This window comes from Verrucosispora sp. WMMA2044, from assembly GCF_027497155.1.
In the GTDB taxonomy this organism is placed as follows: domain Bacteria; phylum Actinomycetota; class Actinomycetes; order Mycobacteriales; family Micromonosporaceae; genus Micromonospora; species Micromonospora palythoicola.
Window position 1 is genome coordinate 5,910,650 of sequence record NZ_CP114913.1, and the last position, 13,044, is coordinate 5,923,693.

A 13,044-nucleotide genomic window follows, 5' to 3' on the forward strand; every position below is an offset into this window, starting at 1 on the left:
GGGTTGTGGGTTGGTTGTTTGTTGAGAATTGCACAGTGGACGCGAGCATCTTTGTGGTCAAGTTGTCAAGGGCGAACGGTGGATGCCTTGGCACCAGGAGCCGATGAAGGACGTGGGAGGCCGCGATAGGCCTGGGGGAGCTGTCAACCGAGCTGTGATCCCAGGGTGTCCGAATGGGGTAACCCGGCATCAGTCATGTGATGTCACCTGCACCTGAACTCATAGGGTGTGTGGAGGGAACGCGGGGAAGTGAAACATCTCAGTACCCGTAGGAAGAGAAAACAATAGTGATTCCGTGAGTAGTGGCGAGCGAAAGCGGATTGAGGCTAAACCGGTTGCGTGTGATACCTGTCAGGGGTTGCGTGGTCGGGGTTGTGGGACCTCATGTGGTGGGCTGACAACCACCAAAGGAGTTATAAAGCCAGTTGTTAGCTGAATGGTCTGGAAAGGCTGACCGTAGACGGTGATAGTCCGGTAGGTTAAAGCAGCTGGTCTTCTGTGGGTGTTCCCGAGTAGCGGCGGACTCCTGAAATCTGCCGTGAATCTGCCAGGACCACCTGGTAAGCCTAAATACTTCCTGGTGACCGATAGCGGACGAGTACCGTGAGGGAATGGTGAAAAGTACCCCGGGAGGGGAGTGAAATAGTACCTGAAACCGTTCGCCTACAATCCGTCGGAGCCTTGCGGGGTGACGGCGTGCCTTTTGAAGAATGAGCCTGCGAGTTAGTGGCATGTGGCGAGGTTAACCCGTGTGGGGGAGCCGTAGCGAAAGCGAGTCTGAAGAGGGCGTTTGAGTCGCATGTTCTAGACCCGAAGCGGAGTGATCTAGCCATGGGCAGGCTGAAGCGCGGGTAAGACCGTGTGGAGGGCCGAACCCACCAACGTTGAAAAGTTGGGGGATGACCTGTGGTTAGGGGTGAAAGGCCAATCAAACTCCGTGATAGCTGGTTCTCCCCGAAATGCATTTAGGTGCAGCGTCGTGTGTTTCTTGCCGGAGGTAGAGCACTGGATGGTCTAGGGGGCCTACAAGCTTACCGAAATCAGCCAAACTCCGAATGCCGGTAAGTGAGAGCGCGGCAGTGAGACTGCGGGGGATAAGCTTCGTAGTCGAGAGGGAAACAGCCCAGATCACCAGCTAAGGCCCCTAAGCGTGTGCTAAGTGGAAAAGGATGTGGGGTCGCATAGACAACCAGGAGGTTGGCTTAGAAGCAGCCACCCTTTAAAGAGTGCGTAATAGCTCACTGGTCAAGTGGTTCCGCGCCGACAATGTAGCGGGGCTCAAGCACACCGCCGAAGCTGTGGCACTCACACTATGACTTCGCATCACTCTTCGGGGTGGTGTGCAGGTGTGTGGGTGGGTAGGGGAGCGTCGTGCCGGGGGTGAAGCAGCAGGGTGACCTAGTTGTGGACGCGGCACGAGTGAGAATGCAGGCATGAGTAGCGAAAGAAGGGTGAGAAACCCTTCCGCCGGATGACCAAGGGTTCCAGGGCCAGGTTAATCCGCCCTGGGTGAGTCGGGACCTAAGGCGAGGCCGAGAGGCGTAGTCGATGGACAACGGGTTGATATTCCCGTACCCGCGAAGGAGCGTCCCTGACGAACCTCGTTGTGCTAACCACCCAAACCATCCAAGACCTTCGGGTTGAGGGTGGGGAGCGTGGGAACCTGGCGGGTAGTAGTCAAGCGATGGGGTGACGCAGGAAGGTAGCTGAGCCCGGCCGGTGGTTGTGCCGGGGTAAGCGTGTAGGCCGACGTGTAGGCAAATCCGCACGTCATGAGGCTGAGACGTGATGCCGAGCCGATTCAGGTGAAGTCAGTGATCCTATGCTGCCGAGAAAAGCCTCTAGCGAGTTTCGAGCGGCCCGTACCCCAAACCGACACAGGTGGTCAGGTAGAGAATACCGAGGCGATCGGGCGAACTGTGGTTAAGGAACTCGGCAAATTGCCCCCGTAACTTAGGGAGAAGGGGGGCCGGAGACGTGAAGCCCCGCGCGGGTGGAGCGTTGTATGGCCGCAGAGAGCAGGGGGAAGCGACTGTTTACTAAAAACACAGGTCCATGCGAAGAAGTAATTCGATGTATATGGACTGACGCCTGCCCGGTGCTGGAACGTTAAGGGGACCTGTTAGCTCTTCGGGGCGAAGCGGAGAACTTAAGCGCCAGTAAACGGCGGTGGTAACTATAACCATCCTAAGGTAGCGAAATTCCTTGTCGGGTAAGTTCCGACCTGCACGAATGGCGTAACGACTTCCCCACTGTCTCAACCACAGGCCCGGCGAAATTGCAGTACGAGTAAAGATGCTCGTTACGCGCGGCAGGACGGAAAGACCCCGGGACCTTTACTATAGCTTGACATTGGTATTTGAGTCGGCTTGTGTAGGATAGGTGGGAGCCGGTGAAGCTCATACGCCAGTATGGGTGGAGGCAATCTTGAAATACCACTCTGGTTGATTCGGGTATCTAACTTCGGACCGTTATCCGGTTCAGGGACAGTGTCTGGTGGGTAGTTTAACTGGGGCGGTTGCCTCCTAAAGGGTAACGGAGGCGCCCAAAGGTTCCCTCAGCCTGGTTGGCAATCAGGTGTTGAGTGCAAGTGCACAAGGGAGCTTGACTGTGAGACTGACGGGTCGAGCAGGGACGAAAGTCGGGACTAGTGATCCGGCACTTGCGTGTGGAAGCGGTGTCGCTCAACGGATAAAAGGTACCCCGGGGATAACAGGCTGATCTTCCCCAAGAGTCCATATCGACGGGATGGTTTGGCACCTCGATGTCGGCTCGTCGCATCCTGGGGCTGTAGCAGGTCCCAAGGGTTGGGCTGTTCGCCCATTAAAGCGGTACGCGAGCTGGGTTTAGAACGTCGTGAGACAGTTCGGTCCCTATCCGCCGTGCGCGTAGGATACTTGAGAAGGGCTGTCCCTAGTACGAGAGGACCGGGACGGACGAACCTCTGGTGTGCCAGTTGTCCCGCCAGGGGCACGGCTGGTTAGCTACGTTCGGAAGGGATAACCGCTGAAAGCATCTAAGCGGGAAGCCTGCTTCAAGATGAGGTATCCCACCACCTTCGGGTGGGTAAGGCCCCCAGCTAGACGACTGGGTTGATAGGCCGGAAATGTAAGCCCGGTAACGGGTTCAGTTGACCGGTACTAATAGGCCGAGGACTTGACTACAACGATCGCTCGCGTCCACTGTGTAACTCACAACAAACAAACAACACACCCCTGACACGATGGTGTCGGCGAACGGTGTTGTTTGACATGTTGATAAGGTTACGGCGGTCATGGCGGAGGGGAAACGCCCGGTCTCATTCCGAACCCGGAAGCTAAGCCCTCCAGCGCCGATGGTACTGCACCCGGGAGGGTGTGGGAGAGTAGGACACCGCCGGACATTCTTCCCGTTCAGGGCCACCCACAGGGTGGCCCTGAACGCATTTCAGCAAGTATTGCGGGGTGCGCCCTTGGCCCAGCACGAGAAGCGCGCGACCTGTCCTAGGCTTGCTTCGTGGACGGCGTGCTGATGTTCGTGGTGGTCGTCGCCTGTCTGGCCGCGATCCTGGGCGCGCTCGGCTGGCTGGGAGTTCGTGTTCGTCGCCGCGGTATCGGCGGCGAGATGATGGGCCCGTTCGAGGAGATCTGGCATCCGGCTGCCTATCGATCTCGCATGGAGATCAGGGTGCAGGAAGAACGCATGGTTCCGACGCCGTCTCCCGACGACCTGGGTAAGCGGCGCCGTCGCGAAGCCGGTCAGGCATAGTCGCGCAGCTCGTCGGAGCGCCGCGACAGGGAACGGCCCCGCCGGCGCGGAGCCGACGGGGCCGTGACGGTGCTGGAGCCCGGTGGACGTCAGGCGGGTCTCTTGGCGCAGATGAAGCGGGGTTCCGCACTGTAGGTCCAGCTGAACTTCTCCCGCTTGACGACCTTGCCGTCCTTCTTGATGACCCGGAACGCGTCCTGGGTGAAGCCCTGGCTGCCGTTGGCGGGAATGCAGGTTGGCCCGGGCTCCAGGTAGACGGTCTTCGGCGAGGTGATGTTCCGCCGAGGGCCGTACTCGGTCTTCACGCTGTCCCAGATCGTCGTGCTCCACATCGACACCGTCACCGAACTGCCGGTGTAGGAGGTGTCGATCAGAACGCCGTACTCGGTGTTGTTGCGGAACTTGAAGTCGAGGTTGGGCCAGAAGATGGTCGACTCGATGACCGCCGGGTACCGGCTGAAGTAGTACGAGTGTGGCTTGTGCTCGACGTCCTCCAGGCCGGCGTAGTAGGAGGCGTTGAAGAGGGTCGTCGTGAACTGCGAGGTGCCGCCGCCGACGCCCGGCACCAGCTTGCCGTCGAGGATCACCGGCGCGTCACGGTAGCCCTGGGCGTAGCCGCGTTCGCCGGTGTGACCGTTCAGCGAGAACGTCTCGCCGGGCAGCACCACCGTGCCCTTCACGTCGTTGGCGATCGTCACGATGTTCTGGCTACGGGGCGAGGAGAGGCCGCCGGTGAAGTTGGTGGTGAAGGACGACACCTTCTCCTTGATCCCCAGGCTGCGGAGCTTCGCCGCGGTGAGCTTCGGCTCGACCGGCTTCAACTCGGCGGAGATCGCACGATCCTCGCCGCGTGGCAGGACGGCGAGCAGGTCGGCGCCGAGGCTGCTGGTGTCGACCTGCTTGCCGGGCCGTCCGTCCTTCACCTTCGGTTTGCCGCCGGAGATGCTCATCGTGGCGTTCTTCGGGGCCACCTCGACGGTGTCGAGCTTGCTGCCGAGCGCGGCCTTCAGCTTCTTGACGTCCACGCTGGGCGTGAGCTTGCCGGTCTTGTCGGCCTTGAAACGGAGGCCCTTCGCGATGGCCTCCGGCGCAATGGTGACCGAACCACGCTCCGTGGTCAGCTTGACCGGTGCCGCCACCGCCGGTTCGGCCAGCTCGGCAACCAGCCGGTCGACGTCCTCTCTGGTGCTGGCCGGGTGGTTCTCGACAAGCGGGACGGTCACCGGCTGCCCGCTCAACCAGCCCTGCTTGACGGCCTCGGCGGAATGCTCCGGGTCGATGGTGAGGCTGGGCTTCGGGTAGCGCACCTTCGGCTTCGTGCCGGAGAAGGTGATCGCCGGCATGGTCATCTTCCGGCCCTGGTCGCCCACGAGCTTCTTCAGCGCGGACTCCAGCTTCGGCACGTCGACCGAGACGACCGGCTCGATCTCCCGCGAACCGACCAGGCGGTCCACGGCGTGGGCATTCGTCGCGGCGGCGGCGGCCACGGTGGCCTCCACGTCGACGGTGAGCCCCACCTCGGCCGGATTGATCTCGGCCGTCCGCTCGCCGACGCGTACCTGGATGGGGGCCTGGAGTTCGGCCGCGCGGCGGTCCAGTTGCGCCTGTAGCTCCCGCGCGGCGTCCGTCCGGCTGCGCCCACCGAGTTCGGTGCCGAGGACGCTGGTGCCGCGCGGCACGTCACCCGCGTAGGCCCAGACCGCCACCGCGCCCACCGAGCCGAGCACGGCGGTGGCCACGCCGGAGGCGAGCAGCAGCCGGAACCGGCGGGAGCGGGAACGGTTGCCGTCCGGCGGAACGGGCGCCGGTCGGACCGGCTCCTCGATCGGCCAGCTGACCGCAGCCACCTGCACCGTGGGCCGATCGTCGGCCGGCGGGGGGCGTTCTTCGCCGTACAGCGTCACAACTACCTCTTAGCGACATACCGCATGTGGAGCCAGGGGATCCTACTCCGGAAGAGAACCACGGTAGCCAACCGAACCACCGTCGGGGAGCCCGAGCCGGCACGGAACTCCAGTCGTGCCCGTTCGGCGTGGCGAGCATGCCAGATTATCACTCATAGTGACGGTCGGATGTCCCGCGTGTCAGCGCCGACCGCGCCCGAACACCAGCCAGGCCATCACCACGGCAGCCAACGTGGCGACGGTCAGCGAGCAGCTCAGCACTCCCGTCACGGTGCGTGGCGCGACCAGGGCGGCTGCTGCGGTCAACCCGGCCGTCGCCAGCCAGAGGGGCGCGGCGGGCCATCGAGCGGCGGTCGCCACCCGATCGTTGACCAGCATGAACACCACCGCGTAGAGCGCCCCGACGGCCGCGAACATCGGCGCCGTTCCGGCCAGGTGCAGGTAGTCGGCGCCGCCGACAAGCCGGAAGGCCAGTTCGCCGGCGACCGCCGAACTGACCACCAGGACCGCCCCGCACGTCAGGATCAGCGCCAGGGCCACCAGTCGAGCCCGCCGATCACCCTTAGCCAGCCGGGGCAGCACCAGCAGCGTGACGACCTGAGGCGCCCAGAGGGCACCCTTGCTGAGGACCGCGCCGACGGCGTACGCGCCGGAGTCGGCCGCCGGTAGGAGTTGGCGGGCCAGGATCAGGTCCGCGTACGAGATGGTGAGCATCGCCAGCGTCGCTCCGCAGGCCGTCATCACCTGCCGCGCCCCCAGTCGCCGCCCAGCGGGGCTCTGGGCGGGTGAGGTTTCGGTCGGCACGACATCGGGGCGATCGGACGTAGCCGGGTCGGCCGGTCGCGGGTACTCGGGTGAACTGGCGAGACGGGCCAGGAGCGGCAGCGCGAACAGGCCGGTCAGGGTGGTCAGGAGCAGGCACACCTCCGGCCCCCGGCCGAGCAGCAGCCCGACGACCAGTCCCCCGTAGCGACCGAGGGCCACCGCGACCATCGCCGCGGCGAGCCGCAGGAAACGTTCCTGCCCCTGGAGTTCGCCGAGCCACCGGCCGCTGAGCACGGTGGCGAACGTGGTCGTGGCGAGCAGCAGCGTGAGTGCCAGCGGCAGCCGCAGGGCGATGGTCAGCACCGGTGCGCCGGCAACTGTCACCCCGGCCGTGAGGGCTGCGGTTCGTAACCCGAGACGACGGGTGTCACCAGCGCCCCTGCGGGCCCGGTGCGCGGCCACCGCGATCTGCAGACCGAAACCGGGTACCGCCGCGATCGCGGCCAGCGCGAGTACCGTCGCCAGCGCGCCCAGGTCGGCGGCGGTGAGCCGGCGCGCACCGAGCATCGGAACGACGTACGCCAGGGCGTTGGTCACCACGGTCGCGACGGTGACCGCGGCACCGGCCGCGCCGAGTCGCACCCGTGCGACGTCCCTGCTCGTGGTCTGGGCCATGCCGGCTCGGCCTACTCGGGCTTCGGTGCCGGGTTGCCGATCGCGATCTCGTTGGTGCAGAACGAGATGTCCGTCCCGCGCACGGTCAACTCGACCGAGTCCCCGCCGCCGATGATGCGGAAGAATCGCTGGTTGAGGCCCTTCTTGATCGGGAACTCGGCGGTGCCGGTGCCGAGCCGTAGCGTCCCCGTGCCGGTCGTCGAGCTGAGATAGCCGATCCGGACCACCCAGTGCCAGTCCTGACGGGGCTCGTTGAGCGGCATTCGTACGCTCTGCCCGCCGGAGACGAGGTAGCCGCAGCCTTCCTGCGGTCCCGGCTGGATGGTGCTGCCGACGACCGTGGCCACCTGGATGCGGCCGAGGGAGTCCAGCACCGACAGGTTGTCGGCCTCGTCCACGAACGTGGGACGGGTGCCGAAGGCGCGGAAGAACCGGGACTGCAGGTTGTACGGCCAGGACAGGTTGGGCACCACCTCGTCGGGCACCGGGCCGTCGAAGAACACCGTGTCCGGCGGCGCGCTGGCCATCTCGATCCGCACCGTGTCGACGTACGACCTGCCGGACTTGGCTGCCCACTCGTCGCTGTACCGGGACGTGGTCCAGACGGTGCCCAGGCAGATGGCGACGAGCACCAGGGCGAGCATCACGTGCACCGCCTCCCGGTAGCGCTCCGGCAGCGGACCGAACAGCCCGGGCGGAGGCGGAGAGTCGGCGGCCAGCGGTCGCCGTTCCGACTCGGCCGGTTGTTCGACGGACTGGCGCGGGGGCGGCGTTGGAGCCGTGGCGTCGTCCGGATCCGGCCCACCGGCCGGGTGCTGGCTGGCGACCGGCCCCGGGCTGTCGACTGCGCCGGCCTCGTCGTCCGGCACGCGTTCGGCGGCCAGCACCGACGGCGCCGGCTCGGCTGCTGCTGCGGGCTGCGGCTCGGGATCGACGGGAGCTTCCGCGTGGATGACGCCGAGCCTCGCCACCACCTGTTTCGGCGGCCCGGTCCGGACCGACTCGGCCAGCACCGGTGTGGTCGCGCTGGCCGTCGACGCGGTCGAGTCGGGGTCCGGTGCCGTCGAGGCGGCGCTCGGTGTGGCGACGGTGCGGTCCGGAGCCGTCCCGTCCGCTGGTTCCGGGTTGGTCTCCGACCCTGCCGGCGGTGTGTCGAGGACGGCAGGCGCGGCCTCGCCGGTGCCCCATGATGGGCGGGCCAGCCCGACCACGGCGACGCCGAGACAGATGGCGGCCACCACGACGACGTCGCTGACATACCGGGGCACGCCACCGGCGACCCCACTGAACGTGGAGCCGAGTCGGGTCGCGGCCAGCATGCCCGCCACCAGGACCAGGTACGCCCCGAGCAGCAGCCAGGCGCGGCCGGCGCGACGACGACGGCGTACGGTGGCCACGATCAGGGCCACGACGAGCGTCCAGGCCACCCACCTGCCGAGTTCCGGCGGTGCCGCGACCGGTGCGCCGTCCCCCGCCCCCAGCCATCGCCACGGCCCACCGACCAGGCCCGGCATCACCGTGGACCCGAGCATCTGGGTGAGGAAGGTGAACACCTCGCCGACCGACGTCGGCCGCCGCAGCGAGGACTCCGAGTTGCTCAGGTAGGCGGCGAGGAAGCCGAGCGACAGCGCGGTCAGCAGCAACCAGGACGGCCACCAGCGGCGGATGGTGGTCCAGATGGTGCGGAAGAAGCCCCCGTCGGCGTAGAGGGCGGCGGTGAGCAGGAAGACCAGCGCGACGACCAGGATCGCCTTCTCGAAGAAGACGAGGCCGAGCAGCACGGACAGGGCCAGCGTCACCAGATGCCGTTTGCGCCCGGTCTGCACATAGCTGACCTGTGCGCTCACCGCGAGCACCATGGCGATCTGCATCGGTAGCATGTTGACCCCGACGGCCCACCACGACGTGGCCTCCAGCGTCAGCGGGCTGAACATCAGCGCGCCGAGCGGCAGGAGCAGCAGCCAGGACGGTCGCAGCAGCCTGCGCAGCAACCGGAGGAAGGCGATGCCGAGGATCGCCTGGCCGAGCGCCATCAGCAGCACGTACGGCCAGTACACCATCCCGAGGTGTTCGGTGATCAGCCAGGTGATCAGCCGGCCGGCGGGCATGAGGTGGTTGTTGTAGAGGGTGAGCAGGTGCCCGACGGTCAGGTCGGACTCCGCCGCCTGTGTGATCATCACGTAGTCGTCGGCGGCCAGAAAGCCGCGCGAGGCCATCTGGGCACGCCACAGCACGCTGAGCGCGATGATCGCGAGCGCCGCCGTCCGGATCCGGTCGGTGCCCAGCCAACCGCCGGTGCCCTCCGCCGCCGGGGCACCGTCCGTGGGCATCGACGAACCCGCACCAACCCGGTCCGGGCGCGGTGCGTCCGGCCCAGCGGTCCGGTCGACCGTGAGGGGAGGCGGAGAGGGGTTCGCGGCCATGGCGGGAACACTGCCACACCGACCGTCGCGCCTTGCATCAGGTCAACGGATGGTTCGATGGTCATCGGGCCGACGAAGGCCGCGTACAGTGGCCGCCACCAGCGCGGCCGATCGCCGCGCGCCGGCAGTGGTGAGGTCGACGGATGCGGGAACGGCTGGTGCCGCACGCGGTGGCCGCCACCGTGACCACGGTGGTGCTCGCGCCGCTGGCCCTGCCCGGGTACGTGCTGCGCTACGACATGGTCTTCGTGCCCCGGCCGGCCCTGAGCTGGGAGGTGATCGCCCCGGCCACGGCCCTGCCCAGGGCCGTCCCACAGGACGCCGTGGTGGCCCTGGCCTCGCAGCTGCTCCCCGGGTGGCTGCTGCAACGACTGGTGCTGGTGGCGATTCTCTACCTGGCCGCGCTGGGTGCCGCACGGCTGGTGCCGACGCAGCGGGTCGGGGTGCGGGTGGTGGCCGCCTTCGGGTACGCGTGGACGCCGTACCTGGCCGAGCGGCTGCTGATCGGGCAGTGGGGGCTGTTGGTCGCGTACGCCGCGTTGCCCTGGTTGGTGCGGGCCGCGATCGGGGTGCGTGACGCCGAGCGGGGTGCCCTGCGTCGGCTGTTGCTGGCGGTGGCGGCGTCCGCGATCACCCCGACCGGCGGGCTGCTCGCCCTGGTCGTGGTCACCGTGCTGCTGGTTGGGCGGTACCCGGGGGCGACCCGGACGGCGCTGACCGGGGTGGGTACGACGCTGCTGCTGAACGCGCCGTGGCTGGTGGCCGGGTTCGTCAGTACGGGCTCCGGCCGATCCGACCCGGCTGGAGTGGCGGTCTTCGCCGCTCGCGCGGAGAACTGGGCGGGGCCGCTGGTGGCGCTGGCCGGCACCGGTGGAATCTGGAACGGACAGGCCACCCCGGCGTCCCGCAGCGGATGGCTGATACCACTGGCGACGCTGCTGGTGCTGGCGGTCGCCGGGTACGGCGTGCCGGTGCTGTGGCGCCGCTGGCCGCGGCCGGTCGTCGGTCGGCTCGGGTGGTTGGCGGTCGCCTCGTGGCTGGGTGCCGCGCTCGGGGTGCTGCCCGGCGGGGCCGGTCTGCTGGGCTGGTTGGTCACCGCCGTGCCGGGTGCCGGGTTGCTCCGCGACGGGCAGAAGCTGCTGGTGCCGTACGTGCTGCTGTTGGCGGTCACCGGGGCGCTCGGCGCGGAGCGACTGGCCGGACGACTCGCGACCCGGTTCGACCTGGCCACCGGGCGGGTGCTGCTGGCCGGCGCGGCGTTGCTGCCGGTGGCGGTGCTGCCCGACCTCGCCGTCGGTGGCGCGGGACGGCTGCGGCCGGTGGCGTGGCCGGCGGACTGGGAGACGGTGGCGCGGCTCGTCGACGAGCGGCCGGGCGAGGTGGTGTCGCTGCCGTTCCAGGAGTACCAGAGCTACGGGTGGAACGGTGGCCGGGTGGTGATCGATCCGGCGCCTCGTTACCTCGGCGTGTCGGTCCTGATCGACGACACGCTGCGCGTGGACGGTACCGCGGTCGCCGGTGAGGACCCGCGCGCCGCCCGGTTGCGTGAGCTGCTCGCGGCCGGTGAGCCGGTGGCGGCGGCCGGCCCGCGCTGGGTGCTGGTGCAGCGCGCCGCCGGCCCGACCCCGGACCCGGCGACGTTGGCCGGGCTGCGGCCCGTGTACGCCGGGGCCGAGCTGGCGTTGTACGAGAATCCGGCGTGGCGTCCGGCGGCGCGGCCGAGCCACCCCGGCCCGGTGGGCCTGGCGCACCTGTTGGCCGGAACGGTGGTGCTGGTCCTCGTTTCTTCGGGCACTGCGCGATGGTGCTACCGCGTGGTAGCGTCCCGGCACGCGAGTCCCGCGGAAGGAGAAGGTGGATGAGGAACCTGCCCGCGTTCGTCGCCGTCGGGGTACTCGGGGTCGTGCTCGGCATGCTCGGCAGCGTCGGTCTGGCGAACGTGCTCAGCCCGTCCGCCAAGGAGGCTGCCAACACCAAGGTGAGTGAGCAGACCGAGGCCCCGCTGTACGGCACGCGCTGACCTCGAACGGCGCAAAGGCGCCCGCAGCACGCGGGCGCCTTTCGTCGTGTCCAGGGTCGACGGCCTGAGCGCGGCCGATCGAGCTGGCCGGATCAGCGGGTCTGATCGGCCGGCTCGATCGGCCGGTCAGCCGGTGCGCTGAGTTGCCGCCGTGACCAGCTGAGCGAACCGGGCACCGGTCGCTGTCCAGGTGTAGCGGGCGGCATGGGACTGGGCCGCCTCGCCCATCGCCTTGCGCCGGACATCGTCGGCGAGCAGTTCCCGAACGGCCGCGGTGAACTCCTGCTCGTCGTCGACCAGCAGGCCGGTCTCGGTGTCGACCATCGCCTCGGCGACCCCGCCCGCGTACCTGAAGGCCACGGTCGGGGTGCTGCGGGCGGCGGCCTCCACGATGGTCAGACCCCAGCCCTCCTTGAGTGACGGGGTGAGCGCGAGCCAGGCCGAGCAGAGCAGGGCGTGCTTCTCCTCCTCGCTGACGAAGCCGGTGAACCGTACCCGGTCGCTGATCCCGAGGGCGGCGCATCGCTCGCGCAGCGGCTCCTCCCACCACCCCTGCCCGGCCACGACCAGCTCCAGCTCGGGCAGCTCCGCGGCCAGTTCGGCGACCGTACGCAGGGCGATCTCGACCCGCTTGTGCGGAACCAGGCGGCCGAGCACCAGCAGCGACGGGTTGAGGGTGCGGGGCAGGGACGGACCGGTCGCCGGAGGGGTTCCGTTGGGTACCACGTCGATCCGTTCGGCGTCGACGCCGAGGGTCGCCAGCTCGGCGCGGGTCGCCTCGGAGACGGTGACGTAGCGGCACCGCCGGTAGAGCCGGACCGCGAGCCAGGATTCGATCCACCACCCGAGTCGGCACATCCACGGTCCGAACACCACCGGCCACTGCTCCCGGTGCACGTGGTGGACCAGCGCGATGACCGGCCGCCCGGCGTAGAGCGGGGCGAAGAACGGCACGCCGTTGCAGACGTCGACGATCAGGTCCGGTCGGCCGAGACCTCGCCGGCTCAGCGGGCCCAGGCCGAACCGGCCGGCGAGGCAGACCAGCGCCGCCCGGAGGTACACGGTCATCCGCGAACCGCGACGCAGCACGCGTACGCCGGATTCGGTGGTCCCGGCGGGCCCGGCGTTGTCGTGGGCGGCACAGAGCAGAGTCACCCGGTAACCGAAGGTGACCAGTTCGGCGGCGATCCGCTCGATGTAGACCTCCGAGCCGCCGCCCTCTGGGTTGGTGGTGTCTCGCCAGTTGAGGAACAGGACGTGGCGGGAGGGGGTGTCGGTGTTGTCCACGCTGCTCCTACTGGTGAGTAAGTGAGCACGATCGCGCCACCCTAGGGCGGTCCGGCCCGGCTGCGCAATGGGCAGATCTGGCGGCGACGATCCGGTAACGGGTCGTGGCCGAGGGGTTTGCCGACGGGCCGAAACCTTGGCAGGGTGTGCAGCGCAACCGCGTGCGATGCCCGGTGTCTGGTGGCCGATGTCGTCGCGGCAGGTGTTGTGACCTGCGGCGGGA

At 67.8% G+C, this 13,044-nt stretch carries 7 protein-coding genes and 2 rRNA genes; 5 read left to right on the plus strand and 4 right to left on the minus strand.

Annotated features, from left to right (window positions below; translation table 11 throughout):
- Nucleotides 1-55: 55 nt before the first annotated feature.
- The 3 genes from O3597_RS26785 (at nt 56) to O3597_RS26795 (ending at nt 3,747) form a co-directional block, all read left to right on the plus strand.
- A 23S ribosomal RNA gene (locus tag O3597_RS26785) occupies nt 56-3,164 on the plus strand.
- 100 nt (nt 3,165-3,264) lie between these two features.
- A 5S ribosomal RNA gene (gene rrf, locus O3597_RS26790) occupies nt 3,265-3,381 on the plus strand.
- Between the two features lie 114 nt (nt 3,382-3,495).
- Nucleotides 3,496-3,747 carry a hypothetical protein gene (locus O3597_RS26795; protein ID WP_281602771.1) on the plus strand — a complete coding sequence of 84 codons (252 nt, stop codon included), beginning with the start codon at nt 3,496-3,498 and terminating at the stop codon, nt 3,745-3,747.
- A gap of 89 nt (nt 3,748-3,836) precedes the next feature.
- Here the strand turns inward: O3597_RS26795 and O3597_RS26800 are convergent, their stop codons facing one another.
- The 3 genes from O3597_RS26800 to O3597_RS26810 all read right to left on the minus strand — a co-directional run bounded on the left by O3597_RS26800 (nt 3,837) and on the right by O3597_RS26810 (nt 9,421).
- Nucleotides 3,837-5,651: a VanW family protein gene (locus tag O3597_RS26800; protein WP_281602772.1), complete on the minus strand. Its 1,815-nt coding sequence runs from the start codon at nt 5,649-5,651 to the stop codon at nt 3,837-3,839.
- A 180-nt stretch (nt 5,652-5,831) separates the two neighbouring features.
- Nucleotides 5,832-7,091, minus strand: a complete 1,260-nt coding sequence (locus O3597_RS26805) for a polysaccharide biosynthesis protein (RefSeq protein WP_281602773.1) — start codon at nt 7,089-7,091, stop codon at nt 5,832-5,834.
- An 11-nt stretch (nt 7,092-7,102) separates the two neighbouring features.
- Nucleotides 7,103-9,421 (minus strand): hypothetical protein, encoded by a 2,319-nt coding sequence (locus O3597_RS26810; protein WP_281602774.1) that lies wholly within the window; start codon nt 9,419-9,421, stop codon nt 7,103-7,105.
- 236 nt (nt 9,422-9,657) lie between these two features.
- Between O3597_RS26810 and O3597_RS26815 the strand changes: the two genes are divergently transcribed.
- Together O3597_RS26815 and O3597_RS26820 are read left to right on the plus strand one after the other, a co-directional pair.
- The gene (locus O3597_RS26815) at nt 9,658-11,376 is read left to right on the plus strand and encodes a hypothetical protein (protein ID WP_281602775.1); all 1,719 of its coding nucleotides are present in this window, start codon (nt 9,658-9,660) and stop codon (nt 11,374-11,376) included.
- The gene (locus O3597_RS26820; RefSeq protein ID WP_164449583.1) at nt 11,373-11,534 is read left to right on the plus strand and encodes a hypothetical protein; all 162 of its coding nucleotides are present in this window, start codon (nt 11,373-11,375) and stop codon (nt 11,532-11,534) included. The genes O3597_RS26815 and O3597_RS26820 overlap by 4 nt, the downstream gene beginning before the upstream one ends.
- Before the next feature lie 126 nt (nt 11,535-11,660).
- Here O3597_RS26820 and O3597_RS26825 read toward each other — a convergent pair whose 3' ends face one another.
- Nucleotides 11,661-12,821: a glycosyltransferase family 4 protein gene (locus O3597_RS26825; protein ID WP_281602776.1), complete on the minus strand. Its 1,161-nt coding sequence runs from the start codon at nt 12,819-12,821 to the stop codon at nt 11,661-11,663.
- Nucleotides 12,822-13,044 lie beyond the last annotated feature (223 nt).

Coding starts and splice junctions, on each gene's coding strand:
- O3597_RS26805 (WP_281602773.1), bottom strand. CDS start 7,091: ATGGCCCAGACCACGAGCAGGGACGTCGCACGGGTGCGACTCGGCGCG.
- O3597_RS26810 (WP_281602774.1), bottom strand. CDS start 9,421: ATGCCCACGGACGGTGCCCCGGCGGCGGAGGGCACCGGCGGTTGGCTG.
- O3597_RS26815 (WP_281602775.1), top strand. CDS start 9,658: ATGCGGGAACGGCTGGTGCCGCACGCGGTGGCCGCCACCGTGACCACG.
- O3597_RS26820 (WP_164449583.1), top strand. CDS start 11,373: ATGAGGAACCTGCCCGCGTTCGTCGCCGTCGGGGTACTCGGGGTCGTG.